We start from the raw sequence: 13,378 nt of genomic DNA on the forward strand, positions 1-13,378 counted from the left end.
TGCGGTTGTGTTTGCGGTCTTCCCTCCCAACGCCCTCCACTCTGCGCTGGGGTTCGCCACGCTGCGATGGACGGGTAAGACAGTCATCGCGGGCCTGCAGGCTCCCGGCGGGAGACGAACAGGCCGCCGGTCGGGTTCGCTTCGGCCGCCGCATCACGCGGGGGAGCTGCGGTGTCGCCTTCACGCGCCTGCGCATCGGCCTGCACCGGACCTGCGCCCGGACCGCGTTCAGAGGCGCCGATGAAGAGCGGTGCGCGCGTCCACGCCAGCGGATCGGCGGCAGCAACAGTGACGATGGCCGGAGACGCTTCGCCGCCGACAAGGGGCGTGAGCTGGGCGACATAGGCGTGCGTCTCGGCCGGCAACGGGCGGCCATTCGCGAGGTAGTCGTCGTACCGTCCGGGTCCCGCATTGTAGGCCGCAAGAAAGCCCGGTGCGCCGTAGCGATCGTAGAGTTCGCGGATATAGGCCGTGCCCGCGATGATGTTGTCGCGGGGATCGAACGGATCGCTGCCAAGGCGATAGCGGGCGCGCAGATAGGCCCAGGTGTCGGGCATGATCTGCATCAGGCCCATCGCACCCTTGGGCGAGACGGCGCGCGCGTCGTTGGCGCTTTCAACACGCATGAGCGCGCGGATCCAGGCGACCGGAATGCCGAACCGCTGCGAGGCCTCGCTCACGAAGCCGGCGAGCTGGGTGCTCGCCTCGGCCGGAACCGGCGGCACGGTCTGAGCCTGCGCCGGCGACATTGGCGAAGCGGCGATCGGCAGGCCGGAAAGGAGAAGGAGGAGCAGCCGGGAGGCGGCACGGGACTTGTCCGTGCCGCTCCGATGATGCTGCGATCGATGCGGGCCGCGCATCGATCAGTCCTCCTTGCGCGGCTTGGCGGGCCGCGACCAGTGGAGGCCCCAGGTGCCGTTGTCGTCGCCGGAGCGGAAGAGGTTGGCGCGCAGCGGACGCGGGAACAGCGGGCTGTCGAGCTGCACGGAGACGTAGTCGCCGGCACGTTCGCCGACATGCTTCCAGCCGGCGCCGATCTCGACGCCGTCGTCCCCGCCGAGCAAGACACGGTAGTCCGGCGCGTTCTCGGCCTCCGACGCCTCGGCCGGAACGAAAGCGAGTTCGGCGTCGATGCCGAGCGCGGTGAGCCGCCCGGAATAGCCGGACTTGGTGCGGGTGAATTGGCCGATCTGGGTCATGGTCGTCTCCTTGGGTTGGGGGTGGAAGCGGCAGTTCAGCGGGTCGGCGCGCGCCAGACGTAGCGGCCGTCGCCGTGCTCATCGGTCCAGAGCGGCGTCGCCCGGCCGATCACGTCGCTGGTCGGCAGCGGGCCGAAATAGCGACCGTCGAGGCTGTCGCGGACCGACCAGTTCATCAGGAAAAGCTCGCCCTCGGCGACGCGGCGGCAGCCCTGCCAAACGGGCAGCGAGCGGCCGAGATGATCGCGGTCGAGCGCATCGCCCATCGTCACGCCATCCACGGTGATGGCGTGATCGCGGCGGCAGACCTGTTGGCCGGGAACGCCCGCGACGCGCTTCATCAAGGGCACGCCGCGGCCGATATAGCCGCGCTCTACCATGAAGGCGGCGAGCGGTTCGGGGGCGCGGATGGCGACGAGATCGGTGACCTCGAAGCGGTCTGCCGGCGCGATGCTGTAAAGTCCGATCGGCGTGCTCGCCGAGGCGTTCCAGATCAGCTTTGTCGAGAAGTCGACGAAGGCGGCGGTCGCCATGCCCATGGTCAGGAAGTAGGTGACCATGACGTAGCCGAAGCGGCTCATGATCCGGCCCTCCGACGCAGCAGGAAGGCCTTGTGGTGCTCGGCCGTGTAGGATCGCGGCTGTTCGCCGGCGCTCATCCTGTTGTGAACGTGCCGCCAATGATCGGGCGATACGTCGCTCGGATCGATGCCGATCGCCTCGATCGCATCGATCATCTGCAGCACGCGCTCGACCTTGGGCCAGCCTTCGACCTTGAGCAGGATGTCGCCGCCGGGACGCACGAAGGGCACGGTCTGCTGCGGCTTGCCGGCGCGGACGGTGCGCAGCACGTCGAGATTCGAGGCGATGGTCCCGTAGTCGTTGGCGGCCCAGCGCACGAAGGCGAAGACGCTGTCCGGCGCAAAGCGCAGCACGCGGCGACGGCGGTCGAGGATCTGTTCGCCGACCTCACGGCCGAACCTGATCCAGTTCTCTACACGCTTCTCGATCCAGGTGAGCTCCACTTCGGTCAGGTCGTGAGGAGGCGGCGCGGCCGGTATGGGGTCGGCGCGCTCATGGATGGCGGCGGCGCGGGTCATGTCGCGTCTCCATTGCTTTGCGGGAATTCGCGCGCGAGCAGCTCGCGCAGCATGTCGGCGACGGTGACGCCGCGCTGGAAGGCAGCGATCTTGATCCGCGCGCGTTGGTCCGGCGTGACGTCGATCGTCAGCCGTGCCGTGTAGATCGCGGCATCAGGCACGCGCGGCGCAGGCGCATCGGCCGACCTGATCCAAGTCTCCGCATCGCTTGGCCGGGCGACGAAGGCCCGCTTCGGAGGAGTCGCGGTCATGGCGCGATCCTTCCGATCTCTGTGACGAGCGCGGCGATCTCGCGCGCGGCGGCGCTGTCGCTGTCGAGCTCTCCGACCAATCGCCCGGTCTGCGCGGTATCGGCGAAGGCGACGCGCTGGCCGATCCTGGCTACGAGCAGCGGCGGGTCATGGTCGGCGAGCGTCTCGGCGGTCTCGCGGGCGATGACGGTGCGCGCGACGCAGCGATTGAGGACGAAGCGCGCCACAAGCTGCGGCCGGTAGATGCGGGCTTCGCCGAGCAACGACAGCATCTCGGCCGACGCCCAGCCGTCGAAGGGCGATGGCTGCACGGGGATTAGCACCAGGTCGGCGGCGAGCAAGGCCGAGCGCATCAGCCCGGCGACGCGCGGCGGTCCGTCGATGATGACGTGGTCGACGTCGCGGGCGATTTCCGGCGCCTCGCGATGCAGGGTGTCGCGCGCCAGCCCGACCACGCCGAACAGCCGAGGCAGGCTTTCGCGCGCCCGCTGCTGGGACCAGTCGAGCGCCGAGCCCTGCGGGTCCGCATCGATGAGGGTGACGCGCTGGCCGCGCTTCACCCATTCGCCGGCAAGGTGGAGCGCGATCGTCGTCTTGCCGACGCCGCCTTTCTGGTTGAGCAGCGCGACGATCATGACGGTCTCCCGGCGATCGGGGACTCGTCCACACGCCGCGAAAATGCGGTTCGCGTTAGAAAGATTCCGAAGGAATCTAGGTTAGAGAAGTTACGGGGCTCGCAAGTTGCTGATTCAGCGAGCGGATTCGGCGATTCCGGTCCCCGATAGCACGAGGATCGGGTCCTTGATGGCACGATGGGTCCGGTCCCTGATAGCACGAGACGATTCACAGTTTATCCCCAGGGCGCTTGGTCGAGCGGCGGCGCTGGCGAGGGATGCCGAGCGCGTTCGGATCGATGGGTTTGAAGGAGAGGAGTTCGGGACCGCCGAAGCACTGCTCGATGGTCAGGCGATAGCCCGGCAGCGGCTGGCGGCGGACGATGTCGCGCAGGTCGTAGGCGAAGTGCTTGAGCGGCGAGAGCGAGCCGGACTTGGCGTGGAGATGCGGGAAATCGAAGCTCCAGCCGAACTCCTGCTTGCCGCCGTGCTTGCGCACGAGGCGATAGAGCCAGCGCTCCAGGCCGCCCGTCAGGCCGAAATAGTCGCGGTCGATGGTCAGCACGAGCGCGTCATCGAGAACGGCGGCGTAGAACCAGTCCGGCACGATCAGCTCGAGGCCGAGCGGCCGGCCTCTGCCATCGGCGCGCTCCTTCCACTCGTTGATCCAGGAGAAGCGGTGCAGCCGCCGCTCGGTCGGCTGGCGAATGGATGTCGCCACCGTCGTCGACTGGAGACGGTCGAGCGCGGCCTTCAATCGGTCGTAGTCCCGCAGGCTGACGCCGCGGCCGATGAACTGCAGAATTTCGTAGGGCGTGGTCGCCATCAGGCGCGACGGCCGCAGGCCATGATCGCGGGCCTCGACGATCTGGGAAGCGGCCCAGATCAGCACGTCGGCGTCCCAGATGGTGGCCATGCCGTGCTCGGGGACGGCTTCCACGCGGATCACGACGGAGCCTGCCTTGAAGTTGATCGGCGCCAGTCGCTTCGACTTGCCCAGCGCGAAGAACGGGTACGCCATCAGGTCCTGCGCGTCGCGCGGCGCGAGATCGCCGGGCAGCGCCCGGAAGAGATCGAGCTGCTCACGTTCGCTGCTGTGATGGCGCGCCGACATCTGCTGGTTGCTCAGCGCTGCGGCGCGGGATTGCCTGCCGCGCCGGTGGTTTCGTGACGCTTTGCCGGCAGAACGGTGTTGCTGTCGGCTGTCGAATTCTTGGTGCCGCGATTGGCCCATGCCTGCAGGTCGGCAACCGCGTAAACGACGCGGCCGCCGAGCTTCTTGAAGGCCGGCCCGGTGCCGTAGGTGCGATGTTTTTCGAGGGTTCGGCCGGACAGGCCGAGGAAACGCGCCGCCTCCGGGGTGCGCAAATAGCGGGGAGGGACTTGGACGGTCGCGCTTTCGGCCATGATCGAGGCTCCGTGTGGTGCTGGGGGGCTGCCGGATGCCGGCGGCGGTTCCAGCGCACGGTCGTTCGCTCAGGCTCGATCCACGATGTCGAAGATTTGCGGGGATAATCGACACCCCTTGCGGGCGCCGGTGCGGCTAGGGTTTGCGCGGGCGTTTCAGGAGATCGCGATAACCGCCATGGACGAGCTTCATGCCGTCACGGGCGAGACGGATGGTCGTCTCGCGGAGCGCGTCGCCCGCCCAGGACGCCGCCTCGATGTGGTGCTTTGGAAAGAGCACTGTCGCGATGGAGCGATAGCTTTCCCGTTCGATTCGGGCATCGACGGCGCGCAGCATCTGGCGCAGGCGCTGCCGCCGTTGCGGCGTCACGCGGGGGTCCGGCGGCGCCGGCGGCGCGCGCAGGCCGCGCCAATAGCGGGCGAGCGCCTCCAACCGATCCGGTGTGGCGTCGTCGAGCACGACGATCGCGGCGGACGGCGGCGCCTGGCCGACCGGGCCCAGCCGGCGCGTGCGCATCAGCTCGTCGCCGACGCGGATGCGCGCATCGACAACATCGGAAGATGCGGGCAACGCTTGCCCGTCAGCAGCAGGTGCAGGTGCAACCCAGGTCGGGAGCCCCTGCAGGATCAGCATCCAGGGATCGGCTATCGGCGACCAAGCTGCGTTCGCGCCGCGCGCCGGGAGTTCGGGGTCGACCGCGAAAGGATAACCCCCATTTGGCCGAGAGAGCTGCAGCGGCCTGGTCTTCTCCAAAACCTCTTTGTTTCAGCCGATTGTAGTCTTGTTGATACTCGGGATTACGCCTCAGAAATTCCCAGGCCAGGTCCGGAGCGTCCAATTCATTTACATAGTCATAGGCGGTTGAGATCCGCCATGTGCCTTGCTCCGGCATCCTTGGCCTCCCATTGCGTCGCTCAACGCGAGGACTGCAAGCCCTAACGATTCTCGGTTGAGTGGCAATTTGGGAAGCCCGAAGGCGCGCGTGGGTGATGCAAGATCTGCATCACTGAAGTAGAAAAGGTTAATGAAAACTGGCTCGTATAAGGTCGCGGAAACCGTTGTTGGTCATCCAGTGCGCCCGCGCCAGATGGTTTTGGTATACAGCTTCGGCGCGCAACTGATCGGTCTTCGGATCGATGCCGAAGATAATCTTCGCCACTTCTTCCCAGGGCGCGCCTTCGCTTTCCGCATCGAGCAGGCGCAAGTAGGTCGCCAAGTGCGCGCGGTCATAATCAGTGAGACGCGCATCCGTCGGTGGCTGGTCGAGAAAGTCGGATTTACCGCTCATGGTTAACGTCCCCACCGCGTCATATCCGAAACGGATGGAGTTTGCACGACGGCCATAGCGTAGAAACGGGGGCGCAATGCGGCATTGTTGAGCTCAGGCGCGCCGAGCTGGCCACGGGCGGTCTTGCCGAACAATCATCACTCCTTCGCCCTGATCGGAGTTGAGGAAGACGATGCCGTTCTCCTCAAGCGCTCGGCGGACCTGGTCGCGCGTCGACTCATGCACGGCGAGTCCGCTCTCGGACTCCACGCGCTTCAGAGCGGTCAGCGATACCAGGGCCTTGTCAGCGAGCGTCTCCTGATTCCAACCAAGTAACGCGCGGGCGGCCCGGGACTGTCGGGCGGTGATCATGCATGACCACCTCCTACAGTCCGGACTCCGCACGCTACGAAAACGACTATAATAGTCGTCTTTTGCTGGTTTTGCGAGCTGAAAGACCCTCTTAAGAGCGATACCCGCGGCTTGACTGGACGAACTGATTCGGTCGCCCTGGGCACCGAAGGCCCCGGCCTTCCGGCCGGGGCCTTGCGCGGGGCCTCAGTCGCCGCGCCGCCCGTTGGGGCGGGACCAGATCAGCGAGAAGGTGTCTTCGCCTTCGTCGTCGAAGAGGTTGGCGTAGATCGGGGCGTTGAAGCTCGGATCGTCGAGCTTGAGGCCCAGATAGTCGCGGCCCTCGTTGGAGCGCTTGGACCAGGCGGCGCCGATCTCGGCGCGGCCGACCAGAACCCTGTGGCTGGGGGCGTTCTCGCCGGTGGCGCGCTGGTCGGGAACGATGCGCACGTTCTTGGCCTGGACGCTGAGGGTGACGATTTCGCCGGTGAATTCGTTCGAGCCGGTCTTTTTGAAGGTGCCGATGGTCGCCATTGTAAGTCTCCGTTTTCCGTTCCCGAGCCCGCACCATTGCGGCCTCGATGGCGATCGGCAGGCCGGAGGCGATCGACGGCGCACCCCGAAGGGGCCTGACAGCTAAGGAGGACTTTCTTGTCTCGCGAGGAATGACGGTGCAGCCGGCAGGGGAAGAAAGTTTGACGCGGCTGTTGCGTCATAGGCGATCGAGGCGCAGCCGGCCTTCGGCCAGATCAGGCCATTGAAGAGGCCGTTTGGAGCGGTCGAGGCACGGTCAGATAGCGGAGAAAATGGCGGTCTTCCCGCACCGGCAAACCGGCACTGCGGCTTGTCACCGGCTTCGTCTCCTCCCGGTAGGGCCTACGCTGCTGCATCCTGGCCCTCTACCGCCTTCCGGAAGATCGCCGTGCCCGCTGTTTCGATGTGCCGCCGAGATATGGTCCTGACACGGAAGCGCTCAAGCAAGGAGCGGTTCTCCAGGTCGAACGTCGATCCGCGCCCCGCACGCCCATCGCTCCGACATGAGACGAGCAGGGCGACGCGCCCAGCGCTACCCTGATCCACCTGACGGCGATGACGAAGATCAGGTCCGCGCAAGATCCCGGACAGACGGGGTCGGTGCAGCCGCCATTCCAGCGACCCGCACGAAGGCAGTGATGCCGACCGCGGTCGCGCCGATGACGGAGAATATGATCTGCCACGCGGCGGACGGCATGAGGTGCTTCACGATGCCATGCGTCGCATGGAAGCCAGCGATCGCCGCCGGCGCGACGAAGGCAGCCGCCACGATAAGCTTCAGCCACATAGGGCGAACGCAGGTGATGAGCAGATGCCCGGCGGCGAGCGTGATCGCCGCCGCGACGGCGCCAACCAGGATGGCGCCGGGGATGCCGGTGCCGGTGCCGTGCGCCCAGGCGCCCGCGGTCACGCCGAGAAACGCCGGCAGTGCGAACACGGCCAGTGTGAATAGCAGCCAGCAAAGCAGGCCGATTGCTGCGAGGGATGAAAGTATCGCGAGGATGATCATGGTGGCGGCCTCCGTAAGGACAAGGTCTGACGGTCGCGCCTTCCACCTCCACCACAGCGCGTCTGAAGTATAGGGCAAGAGCGCGCGCGCCGGGAGCGGAAATCGTCGGCGATTTCCGCGCCTGTGACCGTGTCGCCCCGGTCAAGGGGCGAAAGGATCGATCTCATGGAGATGGCGGCGCTGTCGCCGTCATATTCGCTGGCGGGCATGACCGACAGCGTGCCGTCGCCGGCCTGGAAGATAATGATCGCAGCCATCAGCGTGGTGGCGAGACTGAAGGCGAAGGCGTGGGCGTCGTTGAGAGACATCGATCCGGCTCCTGGTTCGAGCGGAGGACCATCCCCCGCTGACAGGCGCCCGATGTGTCGGACTGAGCGCTGCAATCACCGCGCAGGCGAAGCCACAGCGGCGGCATGCTCGCATAGCCGACCCTTTACGGGTTGATGGCGTCAAGCGATCAGTCTGACCAAGGATCAGCGCAGAAAAGCGGGGGTGGTGCTCGGCGACGAGAGCCGTTCGCGTGTCCGATCAGCCAAGGCGAGCCGAACGGAGTCCAGGTGGAGCGTTGGCGATGAAGTGCCTGTAGGCGTAGTTGATGAGGTCGCGGACCAGCTCGAGCAGCCCGCCGACCGACAGGCCGTCGAACGGGTCGCCATGGGCCATGCCGTTGCCACGCTGGCTCAGGCTCGGCTCCGACGCGCCGGTGACGAAGCCTATCGCGGTGCCGCCGGTACGGACGATCATCGGGATGTGCGCGTCGTCGAGGCCGTCGACATCGACCATATGCTTCAACAGCGTGGCGAAGGAGCGCTTCTTCTTCGGAATCTGGTCGCCATATCGGTCCATCACCGTCAGCTCCAAGGCGATCAGCGCGGCGAGCTCGCCGGCCTTCAGCACGTCGAGATCAATCCAGCCGAGAAGATAGAGCGTTTGCGCGCGCCGGAATTTGAGCTGGACGATGTCGGGTATGCGCGCGTCGATGCCGAGGCCGACGATAGACCGTCGCCATTCGTCGGGCTCGTTGAACTGGATCATTCCGCCGGGGAGCCCGGGCGATGGCCATGCCATGATCAGCGGCGCGTCACGCGCGGCGAGTTGAATGTGGTCAAGATCCAGATGCGCCTCCTGTCGGCAAAAACTTAGTGTTTCTGCCGACAATACCAAATCGCGGTCAGTCGTTTGAAGTCGTTCGGCGCTCACGCGCCGCCGAACTTCCAGACTGGGATGCCGAGCTTCTTGGCCTTGTCGGCGAGGTTGTCGTGGATGCCGTTGCCCGGGAAGTGCATCACGCCCTTCGGCACGATCTCCAGGATGCCGTCGTTGCGCTTGAAGGGTGCTGCCCGGCCGTGCTTCGTCCAGTCGGGCGCGAAGCCGATCTGCGGGATGTTGCGATTCTTTGCCCAGAGCGAGGCGATCTTCTCGGCGCCCTTCGGCGATTTGCCGTGGATCAGCACCATGTCGGGATGCTTCTCGTGGACCTGATCGAGCTTGGCCCAGATCAGCCGGTGGTCATCGAAGTCGAGCCCGCCGGTGACGACGATCTTCGGGCCCGGCGGCAGGAGCACCTCCTGGTCTGCGCGCTTCTTCGCCATCAGGAAGTCGCGGCTGTCGATCATCGCCGAGGTGAGATTGCGATGGTTGACCTTCGATCCGTTGCGCGGAAGCCAAGTCTTGCCGACGTGGCGCTCGTAGTGTTCCGCGGCTTGGTCGCGCATTAGCTCGAAGGCGTTCTGGCGTTCGATCAGCGTCATGCCCTCGGCGATCAAGCGCTCCAGTTCGACGGATTTCACCTCGCTGCCGTCCTGTTCGCGCTGCGCCCGCTTCTGGGCCTGCTCGTTATCGTCCAGTTCCCGGCCGATCCGGTCGGTGGCTCGGTGGAAGACGTTGGTGGTCGACCATAGGAGATCGTCGAGGTCGGGTTCGAGGCGCGTGTCCTCCAGGGTGCCGATCAGGGCGTCGAAGATGTCGGCGACAGCGCCCGCGACCTGGTTGCCGTCGGGCAGTAGCCGCTGGTCGGGCTCGTCGGTGAAGGGTCGGTAGCCGTGGAGCTGGAGTTCGTTGAGGACGTGGTCGGTGGGTGAGGATTCGTGGTGCGGTTCGAAGTCGTCGTGATCGCGCATGGGATGCTCCGTCGGTGGGACCGCGACCGTCGCGGCCTTCATGGCGACAAAGCCCACGGGCCGGACGGCCGGGCACCCGGAGCGCAAGCGCAGGGCTCGATGGCTAAGGCCGGCTATTTTGCCTCGCGATGGAAAGCGGCCGTCAGGCCGCGCCGGAAAATAGTCGGCCGCCGCCATTGCCCGGCTGGCCGGCTTGTGGGCCGATCGCCCTCTCGAAGGCCGAGGCGCAGTCCCCCTCCGACGGATTGACGCATCCTCCGGGCACGGCGGCGAACCGCAGGCCCGTTCTCCTGCCGGCTATGCCGCCAACGCCATAAAGCGGGCGACGTCCTGCGGTGCAATCTGCAACCGGGCTTCCATGCGCAGTGCATCCAGGCCGAGGGTGCGCAGGTCCTCGTTGAAGTCGTCCAACTCGGGCGAGATGACGATCGCTTCGATCCCGGTCGCGTTCGCTCGTTCAATCAGGGTATCGCGCGCCCCGTCACCGGCCGGATCGTTGTCGCGGACGATGTAGAGCCGCCGCAGCGTGTCGGGGAACAGGATGGCGGCGAGATGCGCGGCTGAGAGCGCCGCCAGCATCGGCATGTAGGGAACAGCCTGCCGGAGCGACAGGACGGTCTCGATGCCTTCGCCGGCCGCCATCACCTCGCCGCCGATGCCGAAGCGGACCGCGTTACCAAGAAGATCACCCATCGCTCGCCTCGGCGTGTCGATCGGCGCCTTGTCGCGTCGGCGGGGATCGAGCCAGGTGCGATGCGCCCCGGTGATCTTGCCGTCGAGGGCGGTGACGGCCGCGACCATCGCCGGCCAGGTCTCGGTCGGCGAATGCTCGTCGGGCCGATAGTAGCAGCGCGGGTGGAAATGCAGGCTTCCGGTTCCGCGTAAATCCGTAATGCCGCGTTCGCGTAAATACGCCTGTACGAGCGTGCCGTAGATCGGCTGCGACATGCGGACCAGCCGAAGGGCGGCCTCGGGCGACCCATGCGGCGCCGGGCTTTGCCGCGGTTGCTTGCGAGATTCCGGCTCCGGCGGTGGCATGCTGAGGAAGGTCCGCGCCTCGTCCGTGACGTCCTTGAAATCGAGCAGGCCGCAGCTTTCGCGGATGACGTCGAGGAGATCGCCATGCTCGCCGGTCGCCGCGTCGGTCCATTTGCCGGCTGGGCCTTTGGGCGTGTCCTTCAGCCGGACGTACATCGAGCGGCCGGGCGTGTTACGCACATCGCCAACCAGCCAGTAGCCGCCCTCGCGGCGTCCGCTGGAGAGGTAGTGCCGGCACACCGTCTCGGCACGATCGGCGAGGCGACGTGCAAGATCATGCGGATTTTGGGTCATGGTCGTTTCCCATGCGAAAAGGCCCGCCGTCTCCGGCGGGCCAGTGTCGCAAGTCGTTGACGTTATTCGGCCGCGACCGCGTGGGGAGCGGCGTCGGCGATCTCATCTTCCGCGAGCGGCTCGTCTTCGACCATGGCCGTTTCGCCGCCGATTGCCGTCGATTGTTCGACCGCCTCAACAGATTCGTTGCTCACGGTGGGCTCAACATTCGACGCGCCCCGATCGGCGGTGCGCAACGGTTCGGGCAACCAGCCGGTATCGGCGAGCAACGTCTGCGCTTCCGCCGCCATGTCGCCCTTCTTCAGATGCTCGATCCGATCGGCGGCGCGCTGCCCCTTCGCCTGGGTAACCGCCTGAAGGATGCGAGCCTTCGTCACCCTGCCGAGGAAGTTGTCCACGGTCGGCTTCCACCCGGCCGCCGCCATGTCGAGGTCGACCGACTGCGCCAGCCGGTCGGCATGGGTGGCCGCACGGGGCCGCCGGTTCCAGGGCTCGTACACCGCGTTGACCGAAAGGCTGACGATATGGGCGAACAGGCCCGCCTGGCTGTCGCCGTCCCATTCCTGCAGCGCGTCCCACAGGTCGGCCGATTCCTTGGGAAGCGCCTTCGACCAGCCTTCGTGCCGAGCCCGGATCGCCGCGGCCGATGCGCTGTCGTTGAGCCCGGGCGCCTGCGTCCCGAAGCTGACGCTCTTCAGATCGAGTTCGAGGCAGCTATCCGAGCCGTAGTGGTAGAAGGTCTTCAGCGTCAGGACGTGTAGGGCTGCGACGAAGGCGACGTCCGGTCGCTCGCCGAGTGCGTTGCGCAGGCCAAGCGTCCGGTGCGAGGTCAGCTCGGTCATCAGGCGGTCGGAGATGGGCGAGAGACCCTCATCCTCCTCCGGCTCGGCGTCGGGCTCCGCCGTCGCGACGGCATCGTCGCCCTCGTAGCTGGCGGCCATAGCCCGTTCGTCGTCACCGTCCGCGTCCGGCTCGGACCCAGGCTCGGCCGGCAATTCGTCTTCCGGTCGGACATAGCCCCGCTCGACGCGAAGCTGGCCGTCGGCGCCGATGCTGACGAAAGCGCCCGCGCGAGCGATCTCGGCGGCGTCGAACACCGCGGGACGGTTGTCGAAACCCTCGATCAGCGTCTCCAGCTCCGACAGGCGCTCATCCACTTCATCCGGAAGCTCGTCGGCGTCCTGGTATTCCTCGGACAGCCGGTCGAACTCGGTCTGGAGCGCGTCGCGGCTCGCTTCCTCCTCGGCCGACAGCGGCATGGCCTCGCCGCGAAGCTGGCGCAGTCCGAAGGCGTGTCCATAGGCGAAGTCTGGCGCGACTTCGATCCACTTCCAGCCTTCGGCGGCGATCGCCTCGGCGTCCGCCTTCAGCTTATCGGCAACCATCTGGTCGATCAGCGGAACATCCTGTAGCCAGCCGCCATCATCGCCCTGGAACAGGTCGCGCAGCACCGTGCCGCCCGCCGCCACATAGGCGTCGAGGCCGATGAACTGCGCCCGCTTGTCGGAAGCACGGACCGCACCCTCGGTCAGCATGCGGCGGATGACGTAGGGCTGCTTGTCGTAAGAGGCTTTCAGCCGCTCGAACACCTGCTCCTGACGCTCATGGTCACCGGAGACGGTGAAGGCCATGAGTTGGTCGAGCGTCATGCCGTCCTCGGCATAGACGTCGAGCAAGGCTGGCGAGACCGACGCAAGCTTCAGGCGCTGCTTCACCACGTTGACGGAAACGAAGAACGCGGCGGCGATCTCTTCTTCGGACTGCCCTTTCTCGCGCAGCGCCAGGAAGGCCCGGAACTGGTCAAGCGGATGAAGCGGTGCGCGCTGGACGTTCTCGGCGAGCGAGTCCTCCTCGGCGATGCCGCTTTCACGAACGATGCACGGCACCGGCGCGGTCTTGGCGAGGCGCTTCTGCTTCACGAGCAGCTCCAGCGCCCGGTAGCGCCGGCCACCGGCCGGAATCTCGAACATGCCGGTCTCAACGCCGGCCTGGTCGACGACAGCGCGCACGCTGAGGCCCTGCAAGAGGCCTCGGCGGGCGATATCGTCGGCTAACTCCTCCACCGAGACGCCGGCCTTCACGCGCCGGACGTTCGACTGGGAGAGCAAGAGCTTGTTGAAGGGGATGTCGCGCGAGGGCGAGAGGGTGATCTTCTGAACAGGGGTAGCCATCGGGATGTACTCCGCGACGAGCG

General features: G+C 66.4%; 19 protein-coding genes. All 19 read right to left on the reverse strand.

What is annotated here, in order from left to right; all coding sequences use genetic code 11:
- Positions 1-83: 83 nt before the first annotated feature.
- Positions 84-860: a lytic transglycosylase domain-containing protein gene (locus PH558_RS11185; protein ID WP_285204256.1), complete on the reverse strand. Its 777-nt coding sequence runs from the start codon at positions 858-860 to the stop codon at positions 84-86.
- A gap of 3 nt (positions 861-863) precedes the next feature.
- Positions 864-1,199 (reverse strand): DUF736 domain-containing protein, encoded by a 336-nt coding sequence (locus PH558_RS11190; RefSeq protein ID WP_285204259.1) that lies wholly within the window; start codon positions 1,197-1,199, stop codon positions 864-866.
- A 35-nt stretch (positions 1,200-1,234) separates the two neighbouring features.
- Positions 1,235-1,780, reverse strand: coding sequence for a S26 family signal peptidase (locus tag PH558_RS11195; RefSeq protein WP_285204260.1), 546 nt, complete (start codon positions 1,778-1,780; stop codon positions 1,235-1,237).
- The gene (locus PH558_RS11200; RefSeq protein WP_285204261.1) at positions 1,777-2,298 is read right to left on the reverse strand and encodes a DUF2840 domain-containing protein; all 522 of its coding nucleotides are present in this window, start codon (positions 2,296-2,298) and stop codon (positions 1,777-1,779) included. Before PH558_RS11200 ends, PH558_RS11195 begins: the two co-directional genes overlap by 4 nt.
- Positions 2,295-2,549 (reverse strand): ribbon-helix-helix protein, encoded by a 255-nt coding sequence (locus PH558_RS11205; RefSeq protein ID WP_285204262.1) that lies wholly within the window; start codon positions 2,547-2,549, stop codon positions 2,295-2,297. Before PH558_RS11205 ends, PH558_RS11200 begins: the two co-directional genes overlap by 4 nt.
- Complete coding sequence (parA, locus tag PH558_RS11210) at positions 2,546-3,184, reverse strand: ParA family partition ATPase (RefSeq protein WP_285204265.1); 639 nt, start codon at positions 3,182-3,184, stop codon at positions 2,546-2,548. The genes PH558_RS11205 and parA overlap by 4 nt, the downstream gene beginning before the upstream one ends.
- Before the next feature lie 208 nt (positions 3,185-3,392).
- Positions 3,393-4,277, reverse strand: coding sequence for a replication initiator protein A (locus PH558_RS11215; RefSeq protein WP_285204266.1), 885 nt, complete (start codon positions 4,275-4,277; stop codon positions 3,393-3,395).
- A gap of 11 nt (positions 4,278-4,288) precedes the next feature.
- Positions 4,289-4,570 carry a helix-turn-helix transcriptional regulator gene (locus PH558_RS11220; protein WP_285204267.1) on the reverse strand — a complete coding sequence of 94 codons (282 nt, stop codon included), beginning with the start codon at positions 4,568-4,570 and terminating at the stop codon, positions 4,289-4,291.
- Between the two features lie 136 nt (positions 4,571-4,706).
- Positions 4,707-5,204, reverse strand: a complete 498-nt coding sequence (locus PH558_RS11225; RefSeq protein ID WP_285204269.1) for a DUF2285 domain-containing protein — start codon at positions 5,202-5,204, stop codon at positions 4,707-4,709.
- Positions 5,152-5,463: a transcriptional regulator domain-containing protein gene (locus PH558_RS11230; RefSeq protein WP_285204270.1), complete on the reverse strand. Its 312-nt coding sequence runs from the start codon at positions 5,461-5,463 to the stop codon at positions 5,152-5,154. The genes PH558_RS11225 and PH558_RS11230 overlap by 53 nt, the downstream gene beginning before the upstream one ends.
- Before the next feature lie 129 nt (positions 5,464-5,592).
- On the reverse strand, positions 5,593-5,859 hold the full coding sequence (locus PH558_RS11235; RefSeq protein ID WP_285204273.1) for a DNA -binding domain-containing protein: 267 nt from the start codon (positions 5,857-5,859) through the stop codon (positions 5,593-5,595).
- A gap of 93 nt (positions 5,860-5,952) precedes the next feature.
- Positions 5,953-6,210: a helix-turn-helix domain-containing protein gene (locus tag PH558_RS11240; protein WP_285204274.1), complete on the reverse strand. Its 258-nt coding sequence runs from the start codon at positions 6,208-6,210 to the stop codon at positions 5,953-5,955.
- Positions 6,211-6,396: 186 nt separating this feature from the next.
- Complete coding sequence (locus PH558_RS11245; protein WP_285204275.1) at positions 6,397-6,723, reverse strand: DUF736 domain-containing protein; 327 nt, start codon at positions 6,721-6,723, stop codon at positions 6,397-6,399.
- A 565-nt stretch (positions 6,724-7,288) separates the two neighbouring features.
- Positions 7,289-7,732: a hypothetical protein gene (locus tag PH558_RS11250; RefSeq protein ID WP_285204276.1), complete on the reverse strand. Its 444-nt coding sequence runs from the start codon at positions 7,730-7,732 to the stop codon at positions 7,289-7,291.
- A complete protein-coding gene (locus PH558_RS11255; protein WP_285204449.1) occupies positions 7,729-8,040 on the reverse strand; it encodes a hypothetical protein in 312 nt (103 codons plus the stop codon). The genes PH558_RS11250 and PH558_RS11255 overlap by 4 nt, the downstream gene beginning before the upstream one ends.
- 220 nt (positions 8,041-8,260) lie before the next feature.
- A complete protein-coding gene (locus tag PH558_RS11260) occupies positions 8,261-8,932 on the reverse strand; it encodes a hypothetical protein (protein ID WP_285204277.1) in 672 nt (223 codons plus the stop codon).
- Positions 8,929-9,852 (reverse strand): DUF2493 domain-containing protein, encoded by a 924-nt coding sequence (locus PH558_RS11265; protein ID WP_285204278.1) that lies wholly within the window; start codon positions 9,850-9,852, stop codon positions 8,929-8,931. Before PH558_RS11265 ends, PH558_RS11260 begins: the two co-directional genes overlap by 4 nt.
- Positions 9,853-10,149: 297 nt before the next feature.
- Complete coding sequence (locus PH558_RS11270) at positions 10,150-11,184, reverse strand: DUF7146 domain-containing protein (RefSeq protein WP_285204280.1); 1,035 nt, start codon at positions 11,182-11,184, stop codon at positions 10,150-10,152.
- Between the two features lie 62 nt (positions 11,185-11,246).
- A complete protein-coding gene (locus PH558_RS11275; protein WP_285204281.1) occupies positions 11,247-13,355 on the reverse strand; it encodes a ParB/RepB/Spo0J family partition protein in 2,109 nt (702 codons plus the stop codon).
- Positions 13,356-13,378: the final 23 nt, after the last annotated feature.

The sequence above is a fragment of the Rhizobium pantanalense genome, from assembly GCF_030182525.1.
Taxonomy (GTDB): Bacteria; Pseudomonadota; Alphaproteobacteria; order Rhizobiales; family Rhizobiaceae; genus Rhizobium.

Coding starts and splice junctions, on each gene's coding strand:
- PH558_RS11225 (WP_285204269.1), bottom strand. CDS start 5,204: ATGCTGATCCTGCAGGGGCTCCCGACCTGGGTTGCACCTGCACCTGCT.
- PH558_RS11205 (WP_285204262.1), bottom strand. CDS start 2,549: ATGACCGCGACTCCTCCGAAGCGGGCCTTCGTCGCCCGGCCAAGCGAT.
- PH558_RS11215 (WP_285204266.1), bottom strand. CDS start 4,277: ATGTCGGCGCGCCATCACAGCAGCGAACGTGAGCAGCTCGATCTCTTC.
- PH558_RS11220 (WP_285204267.1), bottom strand. CDS start 4,570: ATGGCCGAAAGCGCGACCGTCCAAGTCCCTCCCCGCTATTTGCGCACC.
- PH558_RS11240 (WP_285204274.1), bottom strand. CDS start 6,210: ATGATCACCGCCCGACAGTCCCGGGCCGCCCGCGCGTTACTTGGTTGG.
- parA (WP_285204265.1), bottom strand. CDS start 3,184: ATGATCGTCGCGCTGCTCAACCAGAAAGGCGGCGTCGGCAAGACGACG.
- PH558_RS11185 (WP_285204256.1), bottom strand. CDS start 860: ATGCGCGGCCCGCATCGATCGCAGCATCATCGGAGCGGCACGGACAAG.
- PH558_RS11230 (WP_285204270.1), bottom strand. CDS start 5,463: ATGCCGGAGCAAGGCACATGGCGGATCTCAACCGCCTATGACTATGTA.
- PH558_RS11235 (WP_285204273.1), bottom strand. CDS start 5,859: ATGAGCGGTAAATCCGACTTTCTCGACCAGCCACCGACGGATGCGCGT.
- PH558_RS11245 (WP_285204275.1), bottom strand. CDS start 6,723: ATGGCGACCATCGGCACCTTCAAAAAGACCGGCTCGAACGAATTCACC.
- PH558_RS11270 (WP_285204280.1), bottom strand. CDS start 11,184: ATGACCCAAAATCCGCATGATCTTGCACGTCGCCTCGCCGATCGTGCC.
- PH558_RS11200 (WP_285204261.1), bottom strand. CDS start 2,298: ATGACCCGCGCCGCCGCCATCCATGAGCGCGCCGACCCCATACCGGCC.
- PH558_RS11195 (WP_285204260.1), bottom strand. CDS start 1,780: ATGAGCCGCTTCGGCTACGTCATGGTCACCTACTTCCTGACCATGGGC.
- PH558_RS11275 (WP_285204281.1), bottom strand. CDS start 13,355: ATGGCTACCCCTGTTCAGAAGATCACCCTCTCGCCCTCGCGCGACATC.
- PH558_RS11265 (WP_285204278.1), bottom strand. CDS start 9,852: ATGCGCGATCACGACGACTTCGAACCGCACCACGAATCCTCACCCACC.
- PH558_RS11190 (WP_285204259.1), bottom strand. CDS start 1,199: ATGACCCAGATCGGCCAATTCACCCGCACCAAGTCCGGCTATTCCGGG.
- PH558_RS11255 (WP_285204449.1), bottom strand. CDS start 8,040: ATGTCTCTCAACGACGCCCACGCCTTCGCCTTCAGTCTCGCCACCACG.
- PH558_RS11250 (WP_285204276.1), bottom strand. CDS start 7,732: ATGATCATCCTCGCGATACTTTCATCCCTCGCAGCAATCGGCCTGCTT.